Genomic DNA, 26,383 nt, shown 5'->3' on the forward strand with positions numbered 1-26,383 from the left:
GGGTCGTGTGCAGGGCTCAACGACGGTGCGCGCACAAGGTCAGCCCTTGGTGCCGCCGGCGGTGAGCCCCGCCACCAGGTGTCGCTGGGCGACGAAGAAGACCAGGCCGGCCGGGACGGTGATCAGCACGGCGGCCGCCGTCATCAGCCCCCACTCGGCCTTCTGCTGGCCGACGAACGTCTGCAGGCCGACCGCCAGCGTGTAGTGGTCCTCGCTGCTCATGAACTGGCTGGCGAAGGCGACCTCGCCCCAGGCCGTGATGAAGGAGTAGAAGCCGGTCACGGCCAGCCCCGGCCGGGCCAGCGGCAGGATCAGCCGCCAGAACGTGCCGAACGGCGTGAGCCCGTCCACCCGGCCCGCCTCGTCGATCTCGGCCGGGATCGAGTCGAAGTAGCCCTTGAGCATCCACGCGCAGAACGGCACCGACACCGAGCAGTAGGTGAGGATCAGACCGGCGTGGGAGTCCAGCAGCTCGAGCTGCCCGAGGATGGTGTAGAGCGGCACGATCAGCACCGCCATCGGGAACATCTGCACCACGAGGAAGGTCCACATCAGCGGCCGCTGCCCGGGGAAGCGCATCCGGGAGACGGCGTAGCCGGCGGTCGCCGAGATGAGGACGCCCACGACGGTCGCGCCGAGCGCCACCACCACGGAGTTGCCGAACCACGTCAGGAACTTCGTCTCGCCCAGGATGTGGGTGTAGTTGGAGAGGTCGAAGCCCGTGAACTTCGTGGGCTCCTGCCAGCCGTCCCGCCCGCGCAGCGAGACGAAGACGATGAACAGGACGGGGAAGAGCGAGATCAGCGAGGCGGTGATCAGCGCGGTGTGCAGGGCGACGGAGGCCACGCGCGAGCGCTGCCCGCGCCCGCGCGGCCTGGGGGTGGTGGCGCTCATCGCTGGGCCTCCTGTCGGGCGAGCATCCGGCGGTAGAAGGTGGCGAAGACCAGCAGGAGGGAGAGGATGAGGATCCCGTACGTCGCCGACCCGGCGTAGTCGCGGATCCCCTGGAACGCCAGGCGGTAGGCGTACGTCACCAGGATCTCGCTGTCCGAGCTCGCGCCCTGCCCGATCAGCAGGTAGATCACCTGGAACATGTTGAACGTCCAGATGACGCCCAGCAGGATCACCGTGCCGCTCACCGGCCGCAGCCCCGGCAGGGTCACGTGCCGGAAGCGCTGCCACGGCGAGGCGCCGTCCATCTCGGCGGCCTCGTGCAGCTCGCCCGGGATGGCCTGCAGGCCGCCGAGGATGGCCACCATCATGAACGGCACGCCCAGCCACACGTTGACCGCGACCGCCGCCATCTTCTGCAGCGTGCTGTCGCCGAGCCAGTCCACCGGGTCCATGCCCAGCCCGGTCAGGAAGGCGTTCAGCACGCCGTACTTCTCGTTGAACATCAGCCGCCAGGAGAACGTGGCGACGAACGCCGGCACCGCCCAGGGAAGGATCAGCAGCACCCGGTACATGGCCCGGAAACGGACCTCCCGGTTGAGCAGCAGGGCCATCCCCAGGCCGATGGCGTAGTGCAGGAAGACGCAGGCCGCGGTCCAGACGACGGTCCAGGTCAGGCGCGAGTAGAAGTGGCCGTCCTGGCCGGAGAGCACCTTCCAGTAGTTGTCGAGTCCGACGAACTCGTAGGTGGCGGCGATGTGGTTGACGCCGATGGTGCGGCCGACGTTGGCCTCGTTGGCGTCCGTGAGGGAGAGGTAGATGCCCTTCCCCAGCGGATAGCCGACGAGCACGGCCAGCACGATGACGACGGGCAGCACCATCGCCCACGCGTACCAGTGGGTGCCGAACGAGCGCCTGACCTTGGTGACGACTGTGGCCATCGGGTCCTACTCCTCGATGCCGTAGTCCTTGAGGAGCGCGGACTGCCAGGCCTTGGCCGTGGCGTCCAGGCCCGCCTTGGGCTCCTCCTTCAGCGTGAGGATCTTGGTGTAGTGCTGGAGGTACTCCGTGAAGAGGTCGCCGCCCTGGGGGATCGGCGGGCGCGGGTGGGCCTTGCCCAGCGCGTCGTGGAAGGAGCTGCGCACCGGGTCGGCCAGGACGGCCTTGGTGTAGGCCGACTTGCGCGTCGGCAGCACGCCGATGGCGTTGGAGACGTTCTCCTGCTGGGCGGCCTCGGTCATGAAGCGGGTGAAGAGGTAGCTGGCGTCGAAGTTCTTGGAGCCGGCGTAGACCACGAGGTTGTGGCCGCCGACCGGGGCGCCCGCGGTGCCGGTGGAGCCGGCCGGGATGGGGGCGATGCCCAGGTTGTCCTTGGACTTGAAGGCCTCGCCGCCGAAGATCTCCTTGGTCGCCCAGGGACCGTCGACCATCATGGCCAGCTTGCCGTTCTTGAAGTCCGTCTTGAGGGCGTTGTAGCCGTCGGTGCCGGCCGGCTTGGGCGCGGCGCCCGACTTCACCAGGTCGACGGCGGTCTCGATGCCCTTGAGGGAGGCGGCGCTGGAGACCGTGATCTTCTTCTTGCCGGCGTCGACCATGTCGCTGTTCTCGCCGTAGAGGAAGGGCAGGGAGTAGTAGCTGTCCGGGCTCAGCCCGATGCCGCCGGCGCCGGTCTTGTCCTTGATCTTCTCGGCGGCCTCCTTGACCTCCTTCCAGTTCGCCGGGGCCTTGTCGACGCCCGCCTTGCTCAGCAGCTCCTTGTTGTAGAGCAGGCCGAGGGTGTCGGTGACCTGCGGGACGCCGTAGGTCTTGCCCTGGTAGGCGGCGTTCTTCAGCGGCCCCTCGAGGAAGTCCTCGCTCTTGTCGAGGGCGGGGGTGCCGGTGAGGTCCTTGAGGTAGCCGAGCTGGGCGAAGCCGGGGGTCCAGCCCACGTCGGAGCGCAGCACGTCCGGGGCGCCCTTGCCGGTGGCGGCGGCGGTCTTGAACTTCTGCTGGGCCTGGTCGAAGGGGACGTTGACGTACTCGACCTTGATCTTGGGGTACTTGGCCTCGAAGGCCGCCACCAGCTTCTTGAAGGCGGGTGCCTCGTTGGTGGCGTCGGAGGTGTCCCACCAGGTGACGGTGCCGGTCACACTGCCCGGGTCGTTCGCCGCTTTGGAGCCGTCGCTCTTGTCGCCGCCGCCACCGCCGCAGGCGGTCATGGTCAGGGCCAGCGCGCCGACAACGGCGGCGACCGATATGCCTCTTCGCATATGGATGCTCCTTTTCGGGGAGGCCGGCCTTGGTGCGGGCGGCCCGAGCTGAGGAGGAAGTTAACAGGCTGCAATCTCTTGCGAAAGACCTTGCAAGAAGTGAATCGCGAGATTTCGGGGTTGTAACCGGACCGTGTCCCAGGGGTTGACCGTTACGCGAGGGACTCGTACGGTCTCGGCGGCAAGCGGTTGCACTCGTGCGGGCAAACTTGCTGAAAGAACCTTCATGGGCCTTACGGGCAAGGCGCGTTGCCGTACGGGGTTCGTATACCGCACCCCCCACCCCAGGAGGACCCGTGCCCCCCACCGGCATGTCCGACATCGCCCGAAGAGTCCTGGCCGCCACCCTCGCCCTCGTGGCGGGCGCGGCCGTCAGCGCACCCGAGGCCCAGGCGAGCCCACCCGGCGAGAAGGACGTCACCGCCGTCCTCTTCGAATGGGACTACCGCTCCGTGGCGAAGGAGTGCACCACCGCTCTCGGCCCCGCCGGATACGGCTACGTCCAGGTCTCCCCGCCCCAGGAGCACGTCCAGGGGCCCCAGTGGTGGACCTCGTACCAGCCCGTCGGCTACCGCATCGCCGGACGGCTCGGCGACCGGACCGCCTTCACCACGATGGTCGCCGCATGCCACACGGCCGGCGTGAAGGTCGTCGTCGACGCCGTCGTCAACCACATGGCGGCCGGCTCCGGCACCGGCACGGGCGGCACTCCGTACACGAAGTACGACTACCCCGGCACCTACCAGCGCCAGGACATGGACGACTGCACGACCGTCGTGAGCGACTACCGCGACCGCGGCAACGTCCAGAACTGCGAACTCGTCGGCCTCGCCGACCTCGACACCGGCGAGGAACACGTACGCGCCCGCATCGCCGCCTACCTCGAGGACCTGCTCGGACTCGGCGTCGACGGCTTCCGCGTCGACGCCGCCAAGCACATCCCCGCCCAGGACCTCGCCGCCATCAAATCCCGCCTGAGCAGGCCGGACGTCCACTGGAAGCAGGAGACGATCTTCGGCGCCGGCGAGGCCGTCCAGCCGGAGGAGTACCTCGGCACCGGCGACGTCCAGGAGTTCCGCTACGCCCGCGACCTCAAGCGCGTCCTCCTCGGCGAGCGGCTCGCCTACCTGAAGAACTACGGCGAAGGGTGGGGCTACCTCCCCGGCGGCAAGGCCTCCGTCTTCGTCGACAACCACGACACCGAACGCGGCGGCGACACCCTGAACTACAAGGACGGCGCCGCCTACACCCTCGCGAACGTCTTCATGCTCGCCTGGCCCTACGGCTCGCCGGACATCCACTCCGGCTACGAGTTCTCCGACCGCGACGCCGGCCCGCCACGGGACGGCGCCGTGAGCGCCTGCTGGCAGGACGGCTGGAAGTGCCAGCACGCCTGGCCCGAGATCCGCGGCATGGTCGCCTTCCGCAACGCCGTACGCGGCACGGCCGTCACCGGCTGGTGGGACAACGGCTACCAGGCCATCGCCTTCGGCCGGGGCGACAAGGGCTACGCCGTGATCAACCACGAGGCGTACGCCGTGACCCGCGCGTTCCAGACGTCGCTGGCGGCAGGTGACTACTGCGACGTGCAGAGCGGGCGCCGGGTGACGGTGGCGGGGGACGGGCGCTTCACCGCCACGGTGGCGCCGAACACGGCGCTGGCGCTGCACGTGGGGGCGCGGGTGTGCGGCTGAGTCCCCCCGCCTCCCCGTGTCCTCAATCGCCGGACGGGCTGATTTCAGCCCGCCGGCGATTGAGGCCTTACGGGAAGGGGCGGGGTGGGGGAGAACACCACGTCCCACGACCGTCAACCGAAGGAGAACCGTCCGTGAAACGTTTAGCCACCCTGGCCGCAGCCATGGGCTTCGCCCTCCCCCTCGCAGGGACCGGCACGGCCCAAGCCGCACCCTCCACTCCCACCCCCGCCAAAGTCCAGTGGCTGGACCGCCACAGCATCGCCTGGCCCAAGAACCTCGGCGACCCCGCCCGCCCCCACCGTCTGGTCCACGAGCACGGCCGCTTCGCGCTCACCCCCCTGCCGGGCGGCCTGGCGACGTACCCGCGGCTCGCCCCCACCCACGACGCCTTCCGCGTCGACGCCGACGAGAAGACCGAGCGCACCGCGCTCAGAGGCCGCCTCGTCGCGGAGACGGACGACGGCGTCAGCACCGGCGTCCAGATACCGGGCGTCCTCGACGACCTGTACGCCCGCGCCGCGACCACGGCCCACCTGGGCCCCACCTTCCGCAACGGCCGCCCCACCCTCTCCGTCTGGGCCCCCACGGCCAAGAACGTCGCCCTCGACCTGGACGGCGGGACCGTCCCCATGCGGCGCGACGACGCCACCGGCGTGTGGAGCGCCACCGGCCCCGCCGCCTGGGCCGGCAAGCCCTACCGCTACGCCGTCACCGTCTTCGCCCCGGCCGCCGGGAAGGTCGTCACCAACCGCGTCACCGACCCGTACTCCACCGCCCTGACCGCCGACTCCGCCCGCAGCCTGGTCACCGACCTCGCCGACCCGGCCCTGGCCCCGGCCGGCTGGCAGCGGTTGCGCAAGCCGAAGGCCGTGCCGCCGCGCGACGCGCAGATCCAGGAGCTGCACGTCCGCGACTTCTCCGCGCGGGGCGACTACCTGGCCTTCACCGACCGCCGCTCGGCCGGCATGCGGCACCTGAGGCAACTCGCCGACGCCGGGACCTCGTACGTCCATCTGCTGCCCGTCTTCGACTTCGCCACCGTCCCCGAACGCCGCGCCGGGCAGGCCACCCCGCCCTGCGACCTCGCCGCGCTGCCCGCCGACTCCGACGAGCAGCAGAAGTGCGTCGGCCGGACCGCCGCCCACGACGCCTACAACTGGGGCTACGACCCGCTGCACTACACCGTCCCCGAGGGCTCCTACGCCTCCGACCCGGACGGGCCGCGCCGCACCCTGGAGTTCCGGCGGATGGTGGGCGGACTGGCGGACGCCGGGCTGCGGACCGTCATGGACGTCGTCTACAACCACACCGCCGCCTCCGGTCAGGACGAGAAGTCCGTCCTCGACCGCATCGTGCCCGGCTACTACCACCGGCTCCTCGACGACGGCACCGTCGCCACCTCCACGTGCTGCGCGAACACCGCGCCCGAGCACGCCATGATGGGCAAGCTCGTCGTCGACTCCGTCGTCACCTGGGCCAAGGAGTACAAGGTCGACGGCTTCCGCTTCGACCTGATGGGGCATCACCCCAAGGCGAACATCCTCGCCGTGCGCAAGGCCCTCGACGCGCTCACCCCCGCCAAGGACGGCGTCGACGGGAAATCGGTCATCCTCTACGGCGAGGGCTGGAACTTCGGCGAGGTCGCGAACGACGCCCGCTTCGTCCAGGCCACCCAGAAGAACATGGCCGGCACCGGCGTCGCCACCTTCTCCGACCGCTCCCGCGACGCGATCCGGGGCGGGGGCCCCTTCGACGCCGACCCGCGCGTCCAGGGCTTCGCCTCCGGGCTGTTCACGGCCCCCAACGACTCGCCCGCCAACGGTTCCCCCGCCGAGCAGCGGGCCCGGCTCCTGCACGCCCAGGACCTGATCAAGGTCGGGCTGACCGGCAACCTCGCGGACTACCGCTTCACCGACTCCACCGGACGCGACGTCCGGGGCGCCGACGTCGACTACAACGGCTCGCCCGCCGGCTATGCGGCCGCCCCCGGCGACGCCCTGTCCTACGCCGACGCCCACGACAACGAGACGCTCTACGACGCCCTCGCCTACAAGCTGCCCCGCTCCACCCCGCCCGCCGACCGGGCCCGCGCCCAGGTCCTCGCCCTGGCCGCCGCCGCGCTCTCCCAGGGCCCGTCCCTCTCCCAGGCCGGCACGGACCTGCTGCGCTCGAAGTCCCTGGACCGCAACTCCTACGACAGCGGCGACTGGTTCAACGCGATCCACTTCGACTGCGCCGACGGCAACGGCTTCGGCCGCGGCCTGCCCCCGGCCCGCGACAACGCCGACAAGTGGCGGTACGCCGGGCCGCTGCTCGCGGACCCGGCACTGCGGCCCGGCTGCGGCCCGGTCACCGCCGCCTCGGCCGCCTACCGGGACCTGCTGCGCATCCGCACCACGGAGAAGGCGTTCGGCCTGGCGAGCACCGAGGCCGTCCAGGCGGCCCTGACCTTCCCGCTCTCGGGCCGCGACGAGACGCCGGGCGTCGTCACCATGCGCCTCGGCGACCTCGTCGTCGTCCTCAACGCCGCCCCGGACGCGCGCACGCAGCGCGTCGCCGCCCTCGCCGGCACGGACCACACCCTCCACCCGGTGCAGGCGCACGGCTCGGACCCCGTGGTCAGGACGGCCTCCTACGCGGTCGGCTCGGGCACCTTCACCGTGCCGGGCAGGACGGCAGCGGTCTTCCGGCGCAGCTGAGCCGGACCGCCAGGGCGGCCACCGGGCCGTCCGCCGGCTCGTCGGCGAGGACCCGCGCCAGCACGGCCGCGGTGTCCTCGTCGTGGGCGGCGCCCACCGCGACGAGCGCCATGAGCGCGTGCGCCAGCTGCACCTCCAGCTCCGGGCGCGGAATGCCGCGCCCGTCCAGCCAGAGCAGCGCCGTCGTCTCGACCAGGGAGATCCAGGACCGCAGCGTCAGCTCCAGCCGGGGCGTCGGCTCCCGTACGCCCAGGTGTTCCAGCAGCCGGGCGTACGCGGCCCCGCGCACGCCGTCGATCAGCGAGACCGCCGCCCCCGCCCCGGCCGTCGCCGGGCCCCCGCGCAGCAGGGCGGCGTATCCGGGTGCGTAGCCCTCGACGAAGTCGAGGAACCGCCGCAGGACCCGTAACAGCCGGGCGACCGGCGGGCCTTCGACCGGCTCCTCGAAGAGCGCCGTCAGCTCGTCGGCGGCGCGCCGCAGCGCGATCTCGTAGAGGCTCTTCTTGCAGGTGAAGTACCGATAGACGAGCGGCCGGGAGATCCCGGCCGCCATGGCGATGTCGTCGATGGAGACGGCGTCGGGCGGGCGATGGCTGAAGAGGTCGAGGGCGACCGCGATGAGTTGCTCGCGTCGCTCCTCGACGCTCATCCTGCGGCGGACCTCGGTCGTCATGGCGGTCATCCTAAACCGCCCGAACCGCCCACCGGCTGGGGCCGTTGGGCCCCGCCGCGCGGGGCCGTCCGACCCCGGATCAGCGCAGCGCGGCGATCTTCCGGCCGTCCTTCAGACGGGCCGTCAGCTCGGTGCGCGCGCCCTGCCGGGCCGGCACGGCCAGGACCGGCCCCACGGCGCTGCCGCGCACCCCGCCGGTCGCGGTCACCGAGGCGACGTCGCCGCCGCCGGCCGCGAGGGCGTACCACGTTCCGGCGCGGGACTTCCACAGCACGCCCGCCAGGACGTACGGCTCGCGCCCGCCGCAGACCGGGGAGTCCTCGGCGCGGGCGACGACCGTGCCCGGGGCGCCCGCCCTGGCGCCGGGGACCTGGAACTGCGCGAGCACCCGGCTCCCCGCACCCCGCCAGGTCTCGGCGCGGGTGCAGAACCACTCGGCGGTTCCACCGGCCCCGGGCAGCGCCTGCGTCGCGAACCGCCAGGAGTTCACCGCCCGTACGCCCTGGCCGCGGATCGTCGCGAGGTGGCAGGCGGTGTGGGCCCAGCCGGCGCGCTCGGCGGCGGTGGTCACGTCGTGCGGGGCGGCGGGGGAGCCGGCGGTGAGCCGGGCCGGGACCAGCTCGGCCAGGTCCGTGACGAGATGCCCGCCGAGCTGCAGGGCGGTCCAGCGGCGGCAGTCGCCGCTCGCGGCGGGGCTGGGGAGCGGGTCGGTGACGCCGTCGGCGTCGCGGTGCAGCGGCTCGGGCGCGGCGGTGGGCTCGAGCAGGTCGCGCGCGGCGGCGGTGGTGACCCAGGGGGCGGTGAGATAGCGGACGTTGCCGTCGGTGCGGCCGAGGACGAGCGCGGCGGCGCTCCCGCCGTCGGCGGCGTCGGTCCGCGCGAAGTCCAGCGCGGCCGAGCCGGTGTCGCCGTTCCTGGACTCGGCGTAGCGCACGGCCCGCAGGCCGTCGTGGAAGAGCACCACCACGGCGGAGTCGACCTCGCCCGCGTACAGCAGCTGCGGCGGCCCCGCGGCCGGCCCGGAGGGGGTGCCGGGGGTCGCGGTGACCTGCACGGTACGCCCGGGCCGGGCCCAGACGGCGAGCGCCCGGCGCAGCAGGTCCTTGTCGCCGGTGCGGTCGCCGCGGGCGGGCCAGCCGGCGAAGCCCAGCCGGTCGGCGCGCTTCCAGGCGCCGGGGGCCGCCCGGGTCAGGCGCGCGGGGTCGAGGGCCTGCTGCGCGGCCTCGTTGCGCGCGTACGAGGGCGCGGCCGCGCTGCCGGAGCCCCAGCCGTCGCCCGGCAGCCCCAGGAGCGTGCCGCAGACGACGGCGGCGGCCAGGGCGGCCAGCGTCGCGCGGGCGTGCTGGCGGCGCCGCATCAGGTCCGTGGGCCTGGCCTGCAGCGAGCAGGGGTCGAACTCCACCGACTCCAGCAGCGAGACGTCCCGGCTGCCGGCCGGTACGCGCAGCCGGCCGGCCTCGGCGAGGGCCGCGTCCGGGTCCTCCGCCCCGGCGGCGGCCAGCAGCCGGCGGACGTCCCGGTCGTCCGGCAGCTCCAGCTCGCGCAGCACGTACGCGGCGCGGGCGGGCCCGGAGAGCGCGGCGAGCGCCTGGTCGAGGGCCAGCTCGTCGGCGCCGCCGGAGCGGGGGAACAGTCGCAGGCCCCACACCTGGGGCAGCAGCGGCGGCAGCTGGCCCGGCCGGGGCAGCTGCCACCGGCCGCGCGGGCGGCCCGCGTCCAGCGCGGCGCGCAGCACCCGCTGCCGCACATAGGCGTACCCCGCGTCGCCGGGGGAGCCCCCGGCCTCGCGGGGCGCCGGCAGGACCGGCTCCGAGGCGGCCGAGCGGTTGCGGGGCAGCGCCCGCTGGACCAGGGCGTGCGCGGTCAGGACCCGGCGGTTGCGCCCCAGCGCGGGCGGCAGCACCAGATAGGCGAGCCGCACCAGGCGCGGGTAGTGCTCGATGAGCGCGGCCTCGGCCTGCTCGACGTCGACGGGGGCCGGGGCGAAGGGCCGGGGGACTGTAGCTTGCTGCTCCACGTCCGTAGAACGAGTGAATGATGCGATGGTCACCTCACCCGTGTGGGCGGGCGCAGATCTATCGGATCTATCGGATCTACAGGGCGGTCCCTACGCCACGCAGCGGGCCCGGATGCGGTCTATGGCCGCGTGGGGGATGCCGAGGCCCTCGCGCACGTAGGTCGTCACGTCGCCGTGGAGGCGGTGCATCTCCTCCAGGGCCGCTTCCAGGTAGGCGGGCCGTACGCCCAGGATGGCGTCGGCTATCGCGGGATCCCCGCCGACGGCGGTGAAGCGCTCGACGACCGGCGCGAAGGCGGCCCGCACGGCGGGCGTCACCGCGAGGTACTCGTGCTCGACGGCGGCGACGTCCGCGCCGAGCAGCAGCAGGAGGACGGTGGCCGCCCAGCCGGTGCGGTCCTTGCCGGCCGTGCAGTGGAAGAGCAGCGGGCCGCAGTCGGGCTCGGCCAGCGTGGTGAGCAGCAGGCCATAGGCCTGGCAGGCGGGCTCGGAGGTGACGAACGTGCGGTAGGTGTCGCACATCAGCTTCTCGGCCTTGCCGCCGCCCAGGTGCTCCTCGGCGGCGGCGGGGCTGCCCAGCACGTCCTCGAGCCGGGCGGGCACCCGGTCGCCGGGGGCGGCGTGGCCCTGGTGGGGGCCGGCACGGTGGGCGGACAGGCCCGCCAGGACGTCGGCGACGATCAGCCGGGCGCCCTCGGGCAGCCGGTCGGGCCGCTCCCGGCGCTCGTGCTCGGAGCGCAGGTCGACGACCGTGTGGATGCCCAGGGCGGCGACGGCGGGATCGGTGGCCGGGTCCAGGCGGTCCAGCCGCCCGGAGCGCAGCAGCAGGCCGGGGCGGACGGCGGAGTTGCCCGCCAGCGCGATGCCGCCGAGGTCGCGGAGATTGGTGATCGTCGAGGCATCGAACTGCTGCGGCATGGGCGGGTCTCCCTTGTCTGCCTTTTGTGCTTATCCCATTGTCTGTCCTTTTATTGTGAGGAAGGGCGGCCGAGTCCGCGACGGCGCCCGGCGCGGCAGGCGCCGGCGCGCATCAGGCGTGAGCAGGTGTCGCACGGCGTACGCGCCCAGCCGCACACCCCCACGCAGGCGGACGTCGGCGAGGGCTAGGGCGTGTCCGATGGGCCCTCGTCCTTCGCCAGGGTGAAGTCGTCGTCGTGGAAGCCGGGGGCGACGACGCAGGTCACCAGCGTCGGCTCGGAGCCCGCCGGCTCGGCGGACTGCCACACCCCGCCGGGGACCAGCAGCTGGGGCCGCTCGCCGTGCTCGACGGCCGGCCCCAGGACGGCCTCGGTGGCACCCGCCTCGTCGGGGGCCTCGCCGCCGCCGCCGAGCCGCAGCCGCAGCGGGCCGCCGCGGTGCCACAGCCACATCTCGTCCGAGCGCACCCTGTGCCAGCGCGAGCGCTCGCCCGGGTGCAGCAGGAAATGGATGCCGGTCGCGAACGGGCGCGGCCCGGCGTACCCCTCGGGGACGGCCTCGGCGGGCGTCCGCCAGGTCTCGCGGAACCAGCCTCCCTCGACGTGAGGCTCGAGGCCGAGGAGCGTGACGAGCTCGGAGGTGTCGGTCATGGCCCCTAGCCTCGCCCGCCCCGCCGCTCAGCCACAAGGGGCGCGAGCGGCGGGGCGGGGTACGTCTCACATCCCGGCCGGGGGCGCGTACTTGTAGCCGACGCGGCGGACGGTGACGATCGAGGAGCGGTACTCGGCGCCCATCTTGCGGCGCAGCCGGGCGACGTGCACATCGACCGTCCGGCCGTCGCCCACGTGTCCGTAGCCCCACACCGTGGTCACCAGCTGGTCGCGGGTGTGCACCCGGTGCGGGTGGGCCACCAGGTGGGACAGCAGCTCGAACTCGAGGTAGGTCAGGTCCAGCACCCGGCCCGCGACGCTCGCCGTGCGCTGCTCGGGGTCGATGCTCACCAGCGCGTCGCCCTCGGTGACGGGGGCGACGGCCTCGGGGGCGGGCTGCCCGGCCGGTACGAGCACCAGGTAGCCGATCATCGGCGGCTGGCCGGGGAGGGAGGGCAGGGTGTGCTGCGGGGCGGGCATCCACGTGGCCCCCGGGTGCAGCAGCTCGGCGACCGGCGGCACCTCGTCCGGGGCCACGGCCCGCAGCCGCTGACGGTGGGCGGCGGGGGAGGCCTGAGCGGGGAGGGGCAGCGTGCGGAGGTTCGTCATGGCGGAAGCTCTTTCGCGCGAGAACGTCGAGGGGACGTGCTGGGCGCGCGGGCCGCTTGGCCGGACCTGGTGCCGGCGGCTGACTACGACGTAAGGGGTCAGCGAGAGAGGAGGGCCTGCGCGAAGGACGCGCGACAACACACTCGGTCGAAGTCGTGGTGCTGACGAGAGGGCCAGAAGGGCTCGAGGTCGCTGCGACCCGTCGCGGTGTTCTGATAGCTGGCCATGCCCTCTATTGAAGCATGGCCCGCGACGGGGCAGCAGACCCCTTGACCGGTCGATACGGAACCTTGGCGAAAGATCGACTTCGCGGCCGGGTCCGGGGGGATCTTCCGGTCAGTTCGCCCCGGCGATCACGGGGTAGTGGTCGCTGAGATCGGTGTAGGTGTACCGCTTGCCCCAGCTGGAGACGGTCCACGGTGCGGACGTCTCCTGGACCACCGTGTTCCGCCAGCCCGCCGGGCGCGCGTGGCCGTTGCGGTGCAGGACGTAGTCGAGGTCCTCACGGGGGTCGGTGGGGTAGCGGTAGGCCGCGATCGAGTTCTCCTTGGTGTCGAAGGAGTACGGGTGGCCGGCGCGGGAGTCGGCCGGGGCGAGATCGCCGTCGGCGAGCATCGAGGCGTACTCCGCGCTGTGGGAGTCCACGTTCAGGTCGCCGGCGAGCATGACCTGCTCGTCGGCCGGGATGTTCTTGGCGTCCAGGAACGCGTCGATCTGACGGAACTGCCTGGAGCGGTCGGCCGCGGCCTCGCCCGCCGCGCAGCCGCTGTCGGTGGACTGGGCGTGGGTGCCCACCACGTGCACCCTGGTGCCGCCCACGTTCAGCACGACGTACGCGAAGCCCTTGTTGGACCACCAGTCCGCGCCGCAGGCGTCGTTGAAGATCACCTGCTCCTTGCGGACGATGGGCCACTTGCTCAGCACGGTCACGCCGCCGTCCTCCGGCGTGGTGGCGGAGTACTTGCCGCCGGTCGCGTCCCAGCCGTCCTTGCTCCGCCCGACGACCGGCGTCTGGTACGGGTACCGGTCGGCCGCCGCGGCCTTCAGCCCGTCCGTGGTGGCGTTGTCGAACGCCTCCTGCAGCACGACGACGTCGTTGCCCTGGAAGAACCCGGCCGCCGCTATCGCTTCGGCCCGGTGCTCCTGGCCCCAGTTGGGGTAGAGGGCGGTGCTCATGAGGAAGGTGTTGTACGTCAGCACCTTCAGCGACGGGGTGGCGGCGGCCGGTGCGGCCGTGGCCGTCTGCGGCAGGGCCGCCGTCAGCACGGCGGCGGTGAACAGGGCGGCGGTTCCGGTGCTCTTGGTGAACGGCACTGCGGCTCCCGGGATGGGGGTGGGTGAACGGGCCCGGCCATCCCATCAGTTGGCGTTACTCCTGGGTAACGGGTCGTTGGCGGGCGGGAGACCACAGTCGCAACGCCTGAAGAAGGATCACGGGAAACACAGAAAAAGGACGAGCCCCGTCCCTGGAACGCGACGGGGGAGGCGCGTCAGGGACGGGGCTCGGGACGGCGGAGCACCCGCAGGGCGGGGGAACGCTGCGGGGTGCTCCGCCCCGCTCGTTACGACCGCGGAGCGGTCGGGGCCGCGCGCACTCCGAGGAGGACGCAGCCCTTCTCGGTGCTGACCTGGTGGACGCTGCCGGGCTCCTCGACGATGAGATCGCCGACGGTGTAGCGGTCGCCGTTGTCGTTGATCAGCTCGCCCTCGAGGACGAACACCAGCTCGTAGCCCAGGTGCTCGTGGAGGTCGCCGTGGGCGCCGGGGCGCATTCTGGTGAGGAGCGCCGAGCTCGGTCTGGTGTCGTCGGTGACGTAGAGCCGGTGGAGCTCGACGCCCGAGCGGCCGGGCTCGGTCCAGGTCTCCCACTCGAGGGCCTCGAGGCCCTCTGTGGTGAGCAGGTTGCGCAGTACGGTGACGTCGCGCGCCGGGGCGGTACCGGTGTTCCGTGCGGAAACCGACATGAGGATCTCCTTGGTGCTCGGTGGGGAAGCGGTGGTGCCGGGGCGGTCGGTCGACCGGCCGTCTGTCAGGAGGAGCGGAGCGCGGCGTTCTTGCGCCGGGCGAAGAGGGCCAGCACTCCGCCGGTGAGGAAGGCCCCGGCGGCGATCACGGCCGAGATGTGCAGCCCGTCGGTGAGGTGGTCGGCGGTGGCGGTCAGGGTGCCGAAGAGGGCCACGCCGACGGCGCTGCCCACCTGGCGGGAGACGTTGAAGACGGCCGAGGCCACGCCCGCTCCGTCGGCGGGCGCCGACTCGATGATCGCGGCGGTGGACGAGAGCGCCGTCATGGTCTGCCCCAGCCCCGTCGCGACGAGCGCGAACAGCAGCACGGGGTAGGCGGTGTCGGACCCGGCGAGCAGCCAGCCCAGGAAGCCCGCCGAGCCCAGGAACAGGCCGCAGATCATGGGGACGTACGGGCCGGTGCGGGCCGCGATCCGACTGAAGACCGGGGCGGCGATCAGACCCATGCACACCGAGGGCAGCAGCGCCAGGCCGGTGCGCAGGGCGTCGTACCCGCGCTCCTGCTGGAAGTAGAGCGTGGACAGGAACAGCATGCCGTAGTAGCCGAGGCTGATCAGCAGGCCGACCAGGGCCGTCGCGGAGAACGCCCCGCGGCGGAAGAGCGAGGGCCGCAGCAGCGGCCTGCGGCCGTCCGGGTCGCGGGTCAGCCCGGTCTCCAGCCGGGTCTCCACGACGATGAAGGCGGCGAGGGCGATCACGCCGACGGCGGCGGCGGACAGCACCGTCGGGGACGTCCAGCCCTGCGAGCCCGCCTCGTTGAGGGCGCCGGCCAGGGCGACCAGCCCCAGCACGCCCAGGATCTGCCCGGCGGGGTCCATCCGGCCGGCGGCGGGCCGTGCGGCGGGGGCGGGCACATGGCGCAGGGTCAGCAGCACCGCGAGCGCGCCCACCGGCAGGTTCAGCCAGAACACCGCCCGCCAGTCCAGGCCCGCGATCAGCAGGCCGCCCACCACGGGGCCGGCGCCGAAGGCGATCGAGGCGACGGCTCCCCAGATCGCGATGGCCCGGGCCCGTACGGCCCGGTCCGGGTAGGTGGCCTGCAGCAGCGCGAGGGAGGCGGGAACGAGGAACGCGGCCCCCGCGCCCTGCACCAGCCGCCCGGCGACCAGCACGGCGGTCGACGAGGCCAGACCGCAGCCGATGGAGGCGAGGGTGAAGACGGCCAGGCCCCACAGGAACATCCTGCGGTGCCCCAGCCGGTCGCCCAGGCCGCCGCCGAGCAGCAGCAGACCGGCGAAGACGGTGCTGTAACCGTCGACGATCCACTGCAGGGAGGCCGTTCCGGCCCCCAGCGACTCACGGATGTCCGGCACCGCCACGGTCACCACCGTGACGTCCAGCATCACCAGGAAGTAGCCGAGGCTCAGGGCGATCAGGGGGACCAGCTGCAGGGGCGGGCGTTCGGACGCCGTGTTCACCACGGCGCCCTGCCTTGGGTCCGCGGCGGACCCGGTCGTCGTCGTCATGGCTCAAGTCTCCGGGCCGGACACTTCGTCAGCTGACGAAGTGTCGTCGCGCTACGGTGGCGTCATGCGCAACGCCACTCACGAACGCGCCGACGACCGGCTCCGCCAGCAGACCGACGTCGCCCGCGCCGCCACGCTCATCGCCGACCCCTCCCGGGCCCGCATCCTCAAGGCGCTGTGCGACGGGCGCGCGCTGCCCGCCGGCGCGCTCGCCGCCGAGGCGGGCGTCACGGCCCAGACCGTCAGCGCCCACCTGGGCAAGCTCATGGACGGCGGGCTCGTCACCGTCGACCGCGACGGCCGCCGCCGCTACTACCGCCTCACCGGCCCCGAGGTCAGCGCCGCCCTCGAGGCGCTGGCCCTGATCGCCCCGCCGCTGCCGGTGACGTCCCTGCGCGAGAGCGGCGTCGCCAACGCGCTGCACCGCGCCCGCACCTGCTACGACCATCTGGCCGGGCAGCTCGGCGTCGCCCTGATGGGATCCCTGATCGAGGGCGGCCTGCTCGCCGGCCACGACGGCAGCCACCACCCCCGGGCCGCGGTCCGGGACCGGCCCGCCGCGTACGGGCACGACGTCGACTACCGGCTGACGGACGAGGGTCGGGCCAGGCTGCTGGCCTTCGGCGTCGACCTCGAGGGCCTGCCCGGGCGCCGGCCGGCCATCCGCTACTGCGTCGACTGGAGCGAGCACCGCCACCACCTCGCGGGCGGCCTCGGCGCGGCCGTCACCTCCCGGCTCTTCGGCCTCGGCTGGCTCCGCCACGGGGTGAGCCCGCGCGTGGTCCATCTGACGGACGCCGGCACGCGGGGGCTGGCCGCCACGTTCGGGCTGGCGGCGGAGGTCTGAAGGCGCCCGGCACGTCGGGCACGACGAAGGCCGGGGCCCCGTGCGGGGCCCCGGCCTGTGCGTTCAGCCGGTCGTCAGGCGGATGTCACCGCCGTCGGAACGATTCAGCCGAGGGTGGCGATCGCCTGGTTGAAGGTCTTCGACGGGCGCATGACCGCCGAGGCCTTGGCGGCGTCGGGCTGGTAGTAGCCGCCGATCTCGACCGGCGAGCCCTGGACCGCGATCAGCTCGTCGACGATGGTGCTCTCCTGCTCGGCCAGGGACTTGGCCAGCGGCGCGAACGCCTCGGCGAGCTGGGCGTCCGCGGTCTGCTTGGCCAGCTCCTGGGCCCAGTACAGGGCGAGGTAGAAGTGGCTGCCGCGGTTGTCGATGCCACCGAGGCGGCGGCTGGGCGACTTGTCCTCGTTGAGGAACGAGCCCGTGGCGCGGTCCAGGGTGTCGGCGAGCACCTGGGCGCGCGCGTTGCCCGTGGTGGTCGCGAGGTGCTCGAAGCTCACCGCGAGCGCGAGGAACTCGCCCAGGCTGTCCCAGCGCAGGTAGTTCTCCTTGACCAGCTGCTGGACGTGCTTGGGAGCGGAGCCGCCGGCACCGGTCTCGAACAGGCCGCCGCCGTTCATCAGCGGGACGACCGACAGCATCTTCGCGCTCGTGCCGAGCTCGAGGATCGGGAAGAGGTCGGTCAGGTAGTCACGCAGCACGTTGCCGGTGACCGAGATGGTGTCCTCGCCGCGGCGGATGCGCTCGAGGGAGAACTTCGTCGCCTCGACCGGGGACAGGATCTTGATCTCCAGGCCCTCGGTGTCGTGCTCCGGCAGGTACGCGTTGACCTTCTCGATCAGCTGCGCGTCGTGGGCGCGGCCCTCGTCCAGCCAGAACACGGCCGGGTCGCCGGTGGCGCGGGCACGGGTGACGGCCAGCTTGACCCAGTCGCGGATCGGCAGGTCCTTGGTCTGGCACATGCGGAAGATGTCGCCGGCGCCCACGACCTGCTCGAGCACGACGTCGCCCTTGGCGTCGACGACCCGCACGGTGCCCGTGACGGGGATCTCGAAGGTCTTGTCGTGGCTGCCGTACTCCTCGGCCTTCTGCGCCATCAGACCGACGTTGGGCACCGAGCCCATCGTGGCCGGGTCGAAGGCGCCGTGGGCGCGGCAGTCCTCGATGACGGCCTGGTAGACGCCCGAGTAGCTGCTGTCGGGCAGCACGGCGAGGGTGTCGGCCTCCTGGCCGTCCGGGCCCCACATGTGACCGGAGGTGCGGATCATGGCCGGCATGGAGGCGTCGACGATGACGTCGCTGGGGACGTGGAGGTTGGTGATGCCGCGGTCGGAGTCGACCATGGCCAGCGCCGGGCCCTCGGCGAGCTCGGCCTCGAAGGACGCCTTGATCTCGTCACCCATGTGGGGCAGCGTCTCGAGGCCCTTGAGGATGCCGCCGAGGCCGTCGTTCGGGGACAGGCCGGCCGCGACGAGGACCTCGCCGTACTTCGCGAACGTCTTCGGGAAGAAGGCGCGCACCACGTGACCGAAGATGATCGGGTCGGAGACCTTCATCATCGTGGCCTTCAGGTGCACCGAGAACAGCACGTCCTCGGCCTTGGCCCGGGCGACCTGCGCCGACAGGAACTCGCGCAGCGCCGCGACGCGCATGACGGACGCGTCGACGACCTCACCCGCGAGGACGGGGACCGACTCGCGCAGGACGGTGGTGGAGCCGTCGTCGCCCGAGAGCTCGATGCGCAGCGAGCCGTCCTCGGCCACGACCGCGGACTTCTCGGTGGAGCGGAAGTCGTCGACGCCCATGGTGGCGACGTTCGTCTTCGACTCGGCCGTCCAGGCGCCCATGCGGTGCGGGTGCGCCTTGGCGTAGTTCTTGACCGACCCGGGGGCGCGGCGGTCGGAGTTGCCCTCGCGCAGCACCGGGTTCACGGCGCTGCCCTTGACCTTGTCGTACCGGGCGCGGACGTCGCGGTCCTCGTCGGTCTTCGGGTCGTCCGGGTAGTCCGGCAGCGCGTAGCCCTGCTCCTGCAGCTCGGCGATCGCGGCCTTCAGCTGCGGGATCGAGGCCGAGATGTTGGGCAGCTTGATGATGTTGGCGCCGGGCGTCTTGGCCAGCTCGCCGAGCTCGGCGAGGGCGTCGGCGATGCGCTGGCCCTCCTCCAGGAACTCGGGGAACTGGGAGATGATCCGGCCCGCCAGCGAGATGTCGCGGGTCTCCACAGTGACCCCGGCCGTCGAGGCGTAGGCCTGGACCACGGGCAGGAACGAGTGCGTGGCCAGGGCCGGCGCCTCGTCAGTGTGGGTATAGATGATGGTCGAGTCAGTCACCGGGTGCTCCGCTCCACGTCTGCAACATTGCTCGACATCAAGATATCTCGTGAGCGCCCCCCTCTCGACAGGGACCTGGCGTGAGATACGCCCCGCGCCCCGGATGGGCCCCCGGACCCGGAGATCCCCCGTACACGCCCCGAGCCCCGCTCCCGCACGGGCGGGAACGGGGCTCGGGGTCCGGACTCGGGTCGTCGCGAGACGCCGGGTTCTTAGATGTCGAAGTACATCTCGAACTCGTGCGGGTGCGGCCGCAGCTGCATCGGCGCGATCTCGTTGGTGCGCTTGTAGTCGATCCAGGTCTCGATCAGGTCGGAGGTGAAGACGCCACCGGCCTGGAGGTACTCGTTGTCGGCCTCGAGGGCCTCGAGGACCGCCGGGAGGGAGGTCGGGACCTGGGGGACGCTCGCGTGCTCGTCGGGGGCGAGCTCGTAGAGGTCCTTGTCGATCGGCTCGGCCGGCTCGATCTTGTTCTTGACGCCGTCCAGACCGGCCAGCAGCAGGGCCGAGAAGGCCAGGTACGGGTTGGAGGACGGGTCCGGGGCGCGGAACTCGACGCGCTTGGCCTTCGGGTTCGAGCCCGTGATCGGGATACGCATGGCCGCGGAGCGGTTGCGCTGCGAGTAGACCATGTTGACCGGGGCCTCGAAGCCGGGGACCAGGCGGTGGTAGGAGTTCACCGTCGGGTTGGTGAAGGCCAGCAGCGACGGGGCGTGCTTGAGGATGCCGCCGATGTAGTAGCGGGCGGTGTCCGACAGGCCGGCGTAGCCCTGCTCGTCGTAGAAGAGGGGCTCGCCGTTGCTCCACAGCGACTGGTGGACGTGCATGCCGGAGCCGTTGTCACCGAAGATCGGCTTGGGCATGAAGGTCGCGGTCTTGCCGTTGCGCCAGGCGACGTTCTTCACGATGTACTTGAAGAGCATCAGGTCGTCGGCCGCGGCGAGCAGCGTGTTGAACTTGTAGTTGATCTCCGCCTGGCCGGCGGTGCCGACCTCGTGGTGCTGGCGCTCGACCTGCAGGCCGGCCTTGTCCAGCTCCAGGGAGATCTCGGCACGCAGGTCGGCGAAGTGGTCGACCGGCGGGGCCGGGAAGTAGCCGCCCTTGTAGCGGACCTTGTAGCCGCGGTTGTTCTCCACCGCACCGGTGTTCCAGGCGCCGGCCTCGGAGTCGATGTGGTAGAAGGACTGGTTCGCGCTGGTCTCGAAGCGCACGTTGTCGAACACGTAGAACTCGGCCTCGGGGCCGAAGTACGCGGTGTCGGCGATGCCGGTGGAGGCGAGGTAGGCCTCGGCCTTCTTGGCGATGTTGCGCGGGTCGCGGCTGTACTGCTCACCCGTGATCGGGTCGTGGATAAAGAAGTTGATGTTGAGCGTCTTGTCCCGGCGGAACGGGTCCATACGGGCCGTCGACAGGTCCGCGCGCAGCGCCATGTCGGACTCGTGGATCGCCTGGAAACCGCGGATCGACGAGCCGTCGAACGCCAGCTCCTCGTTCGGGTCGAAGGCATGGGCCGGGATCGTGAAGTGCTGCATCACGCCGGGCAGATCGCAGAACCGGACGTCGACGAACTTGACGTCCTCGTCCGAGATGAACTTCTTGGCCTCGTCGGCGTTCTGGAACATCCAACTCCTCCTAGCCCGGCCGCTCGGGTCGGGGATTGCTTCGGTGGCGCGGTCCGTATCGCAATGGCGCGCTGGGGCCGACCCTAGAGAGACGGGATTTCTCAAGCATGACCCATTTGTTTCGCCGACGTTAACCGCCGCGCGGCAGGGGCGTACCCGGGCGCCGGGGAACGTAGGGGGACGCAGTACCTTTGATGGGTGGACAACAGGCAAGCAATCGGATCATGGCTCTCCGGTCCCCGCGCCGCCGCCGAGGACATGGGGGTCGAATTCGGCCACCGAGGGGAGCGCCTGGGGCTCCCGAAGGAGGGGCCGGGTTCCGTCGCCCCGCCCGGCCGCCGCATCGCGGCCCTCGTCGTCGACTGGGCGTTGTGCGAGCTCATTGCATACGGCTTTCTGGGCGGCGCCGATCTCCAGCGGGTCGGGAACTGGGCCGTTCTGATCTTCTTCGTGCTCAGCCTGCTCACCGTCGGCACGATCGGCTGCACCCCCGGCAAGCGTCTGCTGGGCCTGCGCGTGATCTCCGAGGACGGCGCCCGGCTCTCCCTGCCGCGCGTGCTGCTGCGCAGTGTGCTGCTCGTCCTCGTCATTCCCGCCGTGGTCTGGGACCGCGACACGCGCGGTCTTCACGACCGTTTCTCGCGCGCCGTTCAGGTGCGGATCTGACCGAGGATCCGCACAGCGAATCCCGCATAACCGAGATGTAATCGAGACACGGCCCGAACGGAAAATGGGGCGGGGCGGAACCGAATGGTCCCGCCCCGCCCCATTGTCATGTTTTTCGTTCGTCAGCGGCCCTTCGGCATCCGCATGCCCTTCGGCATGGGCCCCTTGGGGATCGGCATGTTGCTCATCAGGTCGCCCAGCGCGCGCAGCCGGTCGTTCACGGCCGTCACCTGCGCGCCCGGCAGCACCCGGGGCAGCTTCAGGAGCGTGGTGTGGAGCTTCTTCAGCGACACCTGGCCCTCGCCGTCGCCCACCACGATGTCGTGCACCGGCACGTCCGCGACGATGCGCGCCATGCGCTTCTTCTCGGCCGCCAGCAGGACCTTCACCCGGTTGGGGTTGCCCTCGCCGACCAGCACGATGCCCGCCTTGCCCACGGCACGGTGGACGACGTCCTGGTTGCGGTTCATCGCGACCGCGGGAGTCGTCGTCCAGCCACCGCGCCGGATGTTCTCCAGCACCGCGGCGGCGGCACCCGGCTGGCCCTCCATCTGCCCGAAGGCAGCGCGCTCGGCGCGTCGCCCGAAGACGATCGCCATCGCGAGGAAGGCCAGCAGGAAGCCCAGAATGCCCAGGTAAATCGGGTGGTCGATCAAGAAGCCGATGGCAAGGAGTACACCGAAGGTGACAATGCCCACAGCCGCGACGACAAGACCGACCTTCGAGTCGACCTTCTTGGTCATCTTGTAGGTCAGGGCGATCTGCTTCAGTCGCCCGGGGTTCTCGGATGTTTCCTTCCTCGCCATACGGCGAAGTTTACGTGGCTTGCGGACCAGGGGTAGCCACGGCCTCGAGCACATGCTGAGCCTCACGCCTGTCCTTGGCCCGGCGGCGGTCCTCCAGCACCGCCGTCCAGGCGTTGCGCCGGGCGGTGCGCTGGCCCCCGCGCATCAGCAGGCCCTCCAGCGCGCGCAGGGCGCCGGTGACGGACGGGGGGCGTACGGACAGGGTGGACGGCAGTGCGGTGGAGGCGCGGGTGGCGGTCGACAGGACTGCGGTACCGGGCGCGGCCTGCATCTCGGATTTCCCCTCGGGAGCGTCGGTCAGCGAAGGCGTGGAGGGTGGGTACTGCTGGGGGCCGTACGGGTGGGGTCGCACTGCTGTGCGTACACCCATCGTCACTGAACGGTGTTACCAACGGATGACCTGTTGGTCAAACACCTATGAAACGTTGACGCGGCCCGTACCTTCTCCGGCTGTCGCCGGGAGGTACGGGCCGCGTCAACGGACGTTCCGGAAGGGGCTCGCTCAGACGGCCTTCGCCGCGGCCGCCGCCTCGCGCCGCTCGATGGCCTGCTGGTGCAGCCTGCCCGCCCGGTAGGAGGAGCGGACCAGCGGGCCGGACATGACGCCGGCGTAGCCGATCTCGTCCGCCTCCTCCTTGAGCTCCACGAACTCCTGCGGCTTCACCCAGCGCTCCACCGGGTGGTGGCGCACCGACGGGCGCAGGTACTGGGTGATGGTGATCAGGTCGCAGCCCGCGTCGTGCAGGTCCTGCAGCGCCTCGCTGATCTCCTCGCGGGTCTCGCCCATGCCCAGGATCAGGTTCGACTTCGTCACCAGGCCGGCCTCGCGGGCACGGGTGATGACCTCGAGCGAGCGCTCGTAGCGGAAGCCGGGGCGGATCCGCTTGAAGATCCGCGGGACGGTCTCGACGTTGTGGGCGAAGACCTCGGGGCGGGAGGCGAAGACCTCCTCCAGCAGCTCGGGCACCGCGTTGAAGTCGGGGGCCAGCAGCTCGACCTTGGTGTGGCCGCCCGCGCGGCCCGCCGTCTGCTGGTGGATCTGGCGCACGGTCTCGGCGTACAGCCAGGCGCCGCCGTCCGGGAGGTCGTCGCGCGCGACGCCGGTGATGGTGGCGTAGTTCAGGTCCATCGCGACGACGGACTCGCCCACGCGACGCGGCTCGTCACGGTCGAGCGCCTGCGGCTTGCCGGTGTCGATCTGGCAGAAGTCACAGCGCCGGGTGCACTGGTCGCCGCCGATGAGGAACGTCGCCTCGCGGTCCTCCCAGCACTCGTAGATGTTGGGACAGCCCGCCTCCTGGCACACCGTGTGCAGACCCTCGCGCTTCACCAGGCCCTGCAGCTCGGTGTACTCGGGGCCCATCTTCGCCCGGGTCTTGATCCACTCGGGCTTGCGCTCGATGGGGGTCTGGGCGTTCCGGACCTCCAAGCGCAGCATCTTGCGTCCGTCGGGTGCGACTGCGGACACGTCCGGCTCCCTATGACTTCGATTCCTCGGCGGACACCAGGGTACGCCCGTTATTTCCTACGCTGATACGCGCGACTGCGCGTACGCCCAAGGCAACCGTGGGTGCCCGGGGCACATTCCCTTCCGCGGGCCCGCTCGGCCCCGCGGCCCCGCTAGGAGCCGGCCGCGGCCGGCTCCACCGCGCGGGGGCGCGGCTCGGCCGACTCCAGGATCTCCCGCAGGTGCTTCTCCACCAGCGGGATCACCTCGGCCACGGTCACCCGGCGGCCCAGTTCGTTGGAGAGCGACGTCACACCGGCGTCGCGGATGCCGCAGGGGACGATCCGGTCGAACCAGGTGTTGTCCGGGTCACAGTTGAAGGAGAAGCCGTGCATCGTGACGCCCTTGGCGATGCGGATGCCGATCGCCGCCAGCTTGCGGTCCTCGCGGCGCTGGCCGGCGTTGGAGGGGGCGTACTCCGGGCCGTTCAGACGGGGGTCGAACTCCTCGTCCGTCAGCCGCGGGTCGAAGTCCAGGCTCAGGCCCCCGATGGCCGGGCGGCTCTCCACCGGGTCGCCGAGCACCCACACCCCGCTGCGGCCCTCCACCCGGGTCGTCTCCAGGCCGAGCTCGGCGCAGACGCGGATGAGCGCCTCCTCCAGACGGCGGACGTGCGCGATGACGTCCACCGGGCGGGGGAGCTTGAGGATGGGGTAGCCGACGAGCTGGCCGGGACCGTGCCAGGTGATCTTGCCGCCGCGGTCGACGTCGATGACCGGGGTGCCGTCCAGGGGGCGCTCGCTGTCCTCCGTGCGCCGTCCGGCCGTGTAGACCGCCGGGTGCTCCAGGAGCAGGCAGGTGTCCGGGATCTCGTCCGCGAACCGCGCCGCGTGGACGGTGCGCTGCTCCTGCCAGGCCTGCTGGTACTCGACGGCGTCCGCTCCGAAGCCCAGGTGGACAAAGCGCAGCTCAGTCACGGCAGCTTCCCTTTTCCTTCGAACCTTCGAACCACATCGTGTCGCTCGCGTTCTTGCCACTGTACGGCCGAGTGCCGGTGAACCCGCAGGGGGCCGGGGCGCCGATCACGCCGGCCGATCTCCCGATGATCTTCCGCGGTGATCCTCCGGGGGCAGGTGGGCTGTCCTCACACGATCGGATGAATGCGGGGCGAAGGTGGCGATCGGGGCGTTGGGGGCCGCTAAGTTCACGCCGTTCCAGGAACAAAGATCAGGGAGACCGGCAGGCTGATGACGGAACGACCCCCACAGCGCATCCCCAACCGTCAGCTCGCGGCGCTCATCGCGGAGGCCGGCTTTTCCAATGCGGGCCTGGCCCGCCGCGTCGATCAATTGGGGCTCGAACACGGCCTCGACCTGCGCTACGACAAGACCTCCGTCACGCGGTGGCTGCGCGGCCAGCAGCCGCGGGGCACCACGCCCGCGCTGATCGCCGAGGTGTTCACCCGGCGGCTCGGGCGGCGGCTGTCCGCCCAGGACCTCGGGCTGGACGCATGCGCCCCCGTGTACGCCGGGCTCGAATTCGCCGCCTCACCGGAAGAGGCCATTGACATCGTCAGCGGGCTCTGGCGCAAGGACTCCGGCAGCCACACCGAGCTGCGGAAGATCGCCTTCACCCCGGCCGGGCTGGTGGTGCCGAGCCGGGACTGGCTGATCGGGCGCGCGGACGAACGGGTGGCGCGCGGGCCGGGCCCCGCGCCCTCCGGGGACGGCGCGCGCGTACCGCAGCAGGCGCGGGCCGGGCAGGGGGCGCCGCCCGCCCCCGGCGCCCCGGCCCTGCCGCCCCCGACGCTGTCGCTGCCCCGCCAGCGGCTCGCCGAGCGGGCGCCCGGCGCCCGCGTCTCCATGGGAGACATCGCCGCCCTGCGATCGGTGGGAGAGCTGTTCCGCACCATCGACAACGCCTACGGCGGCGGGCACGCCCGCCAGGCGCTGGTGCGCTACCTCGAGCACGAGACCGAGCCGATGCTGCGGGGCGTGTACGGCGAGACGACGGGCCGGCGGCTGTTCGCCGCGGCCGCCGACCTGACCCGGCTCGCGGGCTGGACGTCGTACGACATCGCGGCGCACGGCCTCGCCCAGCGCTACTACGTCCAGGCGCTGCGGCTGGCCCAGGCGGCCGGCGACCGCGCCTACGGCAGCTATGTCCTGGTCACGATGAGCCGTCAGGCCGTCTACCTGGGACACGGCCGCGAGGCCGTGCAGCTGGCGCGGGTCGCCCAGCAGGGCGTCGGGTCCGGGGCGCCGCCCGTGGTGCAGTCGCTGCTGCACGCGGTGGAGGCCCGGGGCCACGGCGTCCTGGGGGAGGTCCGGGCGTGCTCGGCGTCGCTGGCCCGGGCGGAACGGGCGCTGGAGACCTCGCGGCCGGGCGACGACGTGCCGTACTGGGCCCGGTTCTTCGACGAGGCGCAGCTCGCCGACGAGTTCGGGCACTGCCACCGGGACCTGCAGCAGTACCGCGCCGCCGCGCAGCACGCGGAGCGGTCCCTGCAGCTGCGGGCACCGGCCTACGCGCGCAGCCGGCTGTTCTGCAAGGTGGTGCTGGCGTCGGCGCGGCTGGGGCTGGGCGAGCTGGAGCCGGCGTGCTCGCTCGGGGTGGAGGCGGCGCAGTCGGCCGCGGAGATGCGCTCGGTGCGGGCGCTGGAGTACGTACGCGACTTCGAGCGCCGGCTCGAGCCCTACCGGGACGCCGCGGCCGTACGGGCGTACCGGGAGAAGGTCTCGGTGCTCTGACGGCGTCGCGGCCCGGCGTCGCCGG

21 protein-coding genes and 1 pseudogene are annotated in these 26,383 nt (G+C 72.0%); 5 read left to right on the forward strand and 17 right to left on the reverse strand.

Features of this window, described 5'->3' with window-relative positions:
- Positions 1–39 precede the first annotated feature (39 nt).
- Genes AB4K12_RS08335 through AB4K12_RS08345 form a run of 3 tightly spaced genes read right to left on the reverse strand, consistent with a single transcriptional unit; the run spans position 40 to position 3,140 of the window.
- Positions 40–894, reverse strand: coding sequence for a sugar ABC transporter permease (locus tag AB4K12_RS08335; RefSeq protein ID WP_368433581.1), 855 nt, complete (start codon positions 892–894; stop codon positions 40–42).
- Entirely contained in the window at positions 891–1,832 is a 942-nt protein-coding gene (locus tag AB4K12_RS08340; RefSeq protein ID WP_368433582.1) for a carbohydrate ABC transporter permease, read from the reverse strand. Before AB4K12_RS08340 ends, AB4K12_RS08335 begins: the two co-directional genes overlap by 4 nt.
- 6 nt (positions 1,833–1,838) lie before the next feature.
- The gene (locus tag AB4K12_RS08345; RefSeq protein ID WP_368433583.1) at positions 1,839–3,140 is read right to left on the reverse strand and encodes an extracellular solute-binding protein; all 1,302 of its coding nucleotides are present in this window, start codon (positions 3,138–3,140) and stop codon (positions 1,839–1,841) included.
- A gap of 320 nt (positions 3,141–3,460) precedes the next feature.
- Between AB4K12_RS08345 and AB4K12_RS08350 the strand changes: the two are divergent.
- Both AB4K12_RS08350 and pulA read left to right on the forward strand, forming a co-directional pair.
- A pseudogene (locus tag AB4K12_RS08350) lies at positions 3,461–4,831 on the forward strand (alpha-amylase family protein); the annotation flags it as partial.
- A 137-nt stretch (positions 4,832–4,968) separates the two neighbouring features.
- On the forward strand, positions 4,969–7,536 hold the full coding sequence (pulA, locus tag AB4K12_RS08355; protein WP_368433584.1) for a pullulanase-type alpha-1,6-glucosidase: 2,568 nt from the start codon (positions 4,969–4,971) through the stop codon (positions 7,534–7,536).
- Here pulA and AB4K12_RS08360 read toward each other — a convergent pair.
- The 8 genes from AB4K12_RS08360 to AB4K12_RS08395 form a co-directional block, all read right to left on the reverse strand.
- Positions 7,493–8,209, reverse strand: coding sequence for a TetR/AcrR family transcriptional regulator (locus AB4K12_RS08360; protein WP_368433585.1), 717 nt, complete (start codon positions 8,207–8,209; stop codon positions 7,493–7,495). The genes pulA and AB4K12_RS08360 overlap by 44 nt on opposite strands.
- Before the next feature lie 79 nt (positions 8,210–8,288).
- A complete protein-coding gene (locus AB4K12_RS08365; RefSeq protein WP_368433586.1) occupies positions 8,289–10,226 on the reverse strand; it encodes a hypothetical protein in 1,938 nt (645 codons plus the stop codon).
- Positions 10,227–10,316: 90 nt separating this feature from the next.
- Positions 10,317–11,144, reverse strand: coding sequence for a tyrosine-protein phosphatase (locus AB4K12_RS08370; RefSeq protein WP_368433587.1), 828 nt, complete (start codon positions 11,142–11,144; stop codon positions 10,317–10,319).
- A gap of 185 nt (positions 11,145–11,329) precedes the next feature.
- Positions 11,330–11,794 carry a cupin domain-containing protein gene (locus AB4K12_RS08375; RefSeq protein WP_368433588.1) on the reverse strand — a complete coding sequence of 155 codons (465 nt, stop codon included), beginning with the start codon at positions 11,792–11,794 and terminating at the stop codon, positions 11,330–11,332.
- A 66-nt stretch (positions 11,795–11,860) separates the two neighbouring features.
- Positions 11,861–12,403, reverse strand: coding sequence for a winged helix-turn-helix domain-containing protein (locus AB4K12_RS08380; RefSeq protein ID WP_368433589.1), 543 nt, complete (start codon positions 12,401–12,403; stop codon positions 11,861–11,863).
- A 336-nt stretch (positions 12,404–12,739) separates the two neighbouring features.
- Positions 12,740–13,684, reverse strand: a complete 945-nt coding sequence (gene sph, locus AB4K12_RS08385) for a sphingomyelin phosphodiesterase (RefSeq protein ID WP_368433852.1) — start codon at positions 13,682–13,684, stop codon at positions 12,740–12,742.
- A 281-nt stretch (positions 13,685–13,965) separates the two neighbouring features.
- Positions 13,966–14,367 (reverse strand): cupin domain-containing protein, encoded by a 402-nt coding sequence (locus AB4K12_RS08390; protein WP_368433590.1) that lies wholly within the window; start codon positions 14,365–14,367, stop codon positions 13,966–13,968.
- A 65-nt stretch (positions 14,368–14,432) separates the two neighbouring features.
- Positions 14,433–15,893: an MFS transporter gene (locus tag AB4K12_RS08395; protein ID WP_368433591.1), complete on the reverse strand. Its 1,461-nt coding sequence runs from the start codon at positions 15,891–15,893 to the stop codon at positions 14,433–14,435.
- 64 nt (positions 15,894–15,957) lie between these two features.
- On the opposite strand from AB4K12_RS08395, the gene AB4K12_RS08400 reads away from it, so the two are divergent.
- Positions 15,958–16,740 carry a winged helix-turn-helix domain-containing protein gene (locus tag AB4K12_RS08400; RefSeq protein ID WP_368433592.1) on the forward strand — a complete coding sequence of 261 codons (783 nt, stop codon included), beginning with the start codon at positions 15,958–15,960 and terminating at the stop codon, positions 16,738–16,740.
- A 104-nt stretch (positions 16,741–16,844) separates the two neighbouring features.
- Here AB4K12_RS08400 and AB4K12_RS08405 read toward each other — a convergent pair whose 3' ends face one another.
- Both AB4K12_RS08405 and glnA read right to left on the reverse strand, forming a co-directional pair.
- Entirely contained in the window at positions 16,845–19,067 is a 2,223-nt protein-coding gene (locus tag AB4K12_RS08405; protein WP_368433593.1) for an NADP-dependent isocitrate dehydrogenase, read from the reverse strand.
- Positions 19,068–19,279: 212 nt separating this feature from the next.
- Positions 19,280–20,689 carry a type I glutamate--ammonia ligase gene (gene glnA / locus AB4K12_RS08410; protein ID WP_086569767.1) on the reverse strand — a complete coding sequence of 470 codons (1,410 nt, stop codon included), beginning with the start codon at positions 20,687–20,689 and terminating at the stop codon, positions 19,280–19,282.
- A 198-nt stretch (positions 20,690–20,887) separates the two neighbouring features.
- On the opposite strand from glnA, the gene AB4K12_RS08415 reads away from it, so the two are divergent.
- Positions 20,888–21,355, forward strand: a complete 468-nt coding sequence (locus AB4K12_RS08415; protein WP_362259161.1) for an RDD family protein — start codon at positions 20,888–20,890, stop codon at positions 21,353–21,355.
- A gap of 122 nt (positions 21,356–21,477) precedes the next feature.
- On the opposite strand, the gene AB4K12_RS08420 is transcribed toward AB4K12_RS08415, so the two are convergent.
- The 4 genes from AB4K12_RS08420 to lipB form a co-directional block, all read right to left on the reverse strand.
- Complete coding sequence (locus tag AB4K12_RS08420) at positions 21,478–22,161, reverse strand: DUF4191 domain-containing protein (protein ID WP_368433594.1); 684 nt, start codon at positions 22,159–22,161, stop codon at positions 21,478–21,480.
- 10 nt (positions 22,162–22,171) lie between these two features.
- A complete protein-coding gene (locus tag AB4K12_RS08425; protein ID WP_242646874.1) occupies positions 22,172–22,432 on the reverse strand; it encodes a hypothetical protein in 261 nt (86 codons plus the stop codon).
- Between the two features lie 231 nt (positions 22,433–22,663).
- The gene (lipA, locus tag AB4K12_RS08430; RefSeq protein WP_086569760.1) at positions 22,664–23,629 is read right to left on the reverse strand and encodes a lipoyl synthase; all 966 of its coding nucleotides are present in this window, start codon (positions 23,627–23,629) and stop codon (positions 22,664–22,666) included.
- Positions 23,630–23,781: 152 nt separating this feature from the next.
- On the reverse strand, positions 23,782–24,585 hold the full coding sequence (lipB, locus tag AB4K12_RS08435) for a lipoyl(octanoyl) transferase LipB (protein ID WP_368433595.1): 804 nt from the start codon (positions 24,583–24,585) through the stop codon (positions 23,782–23,784).
- 270 nt (positions 24,586–24,855) lie between these two features.
- Here lipB and AB4K12_RS08440 point away from each other — a divergent pair, with 270 nt between their 5' ends.
- Positions 24,856–26,358, forward strand: coding sequence for a regulator (locus AB4K12_RS08440; RefSeq protein ID WP_207248559.1), 1,503 nt, complete (start codon positions 24,856–24,858; stop codon positions 26,356–26,358).
- Positions 26,359–26,383: the final 25 nt, after the last annotated feature.

It is taken from the genome of Streptomyces sp. C36 (genome assembly GCF_040932295.1).
In the GTDB taxonomy this organism is placed as follows: domain Bacteria; phylum Actinomycetota; class Actinomycetes; order Streptomycetales; family Streptomycetaceae; genus Streptomyces; species Streptomyces triculaminicus.

Bases quoted from the DNA above. Each gene is read 5' to 3' on its own strand.
- AB4K12_RS08335 (WP_368433581.1), bottom strand. From the start codon at position 894: ATGAGCGCCACCACCCCCAGGCCGCGCGGGCGCGGGCAGCGCTCGCGC.
- AB4K12_RS08340 (WP_368433582.1), bottom strand. From the start codon at position 1,832: ATGGCCACAGTCGTCACCAAGGTCAGGCGCTCGTTCGGCACCCACTGG.
- AB4K12_RS08345 (WP_368433583.1), bottom strand. From the start codon at position 3,140: ATGCGAAGAGGCATATCGGTCGCCGCCGTTGTCGGCGCGCTGGCCCTG.
- AB4K12_RS08360 (WP_368433585.1), bottom strand. From the start codon at position 8,209: ATGACGACCGAGGTCCGCCGCAGGATGAGCGTCGAGGAGCGACGCGAG.
- AB4K12_RS08370 (WP_368433587.1), bottom strand. From the start codon at position 11,144: ATGCCGCAGCAGTTCGATGCCTCGACGATCACCAATCTCCGCGACCTC.
- AB4K12_RS08375 (WP_368433588.1), bottom strand. From the start codon at position 11,794: ATGACCGACACCTCCGAGCTCGTCACGCTCCTCGGCCTCGAGCCTCAC.
- AB4K12_RS08380 (WP_368433589.1), bottom strand. From the start codon at position 12,403: ATGACGAACCTCCGCACGCTGCCCCTCCCCGCTCAGGCCTCCCCCGCC.
- AB4K12_RS08390 (WP_368433590.1), bottom strand. From the start codon at position 14,367: ATGTCGGTTTCCGCACGGAACACCGGTACCGCCCCGGCGCGCGACGTC.
- AB4K12_RS08395 (WP_368433591.1), bottom strand. From the start codon at position 15,893: ATGACGACGACGACCGGGTCCGCCGCGGACCCAAGGCAGGGCGCCGTG.
- AB4K12_RS08400 (WP_368433592.1), top strand. From the start codon at position 15,958: ATGCGCAACGCCACTCACGAACGCGCCGACGACCGGCTCCGCCAGCAG.
- glnA (WP_086569767.1), bottom strand. From the start codon at position 20,689: ATGTTCCAGAACGCCGACGAGGCCAAGAAGTTCATCTCGGACGAGGAC.
- AB4K12_RS08420 (WP_368433594.1), bottom strand. From the start codon at position 22,161: ATGGCGAGGAAGGAAACATCCGAGAACCCCGGGCGACTGAAGCAGATC.
- AB4K12_RS08425 (WP_242646874.1), bottom strand. From the start codon at position 22,432: ATGCAGGCCGCGCCCGGTACCGCAGTCCTGTCGACCGCCACCCGCGCC.
- AB4K12_RS08440 (WP_207248559.1), top strand. From the start codon at position 24,856: ATGACGGAACGACCCCCACAGCGCATCCCCAACCGTCAGCTCGCGGCG.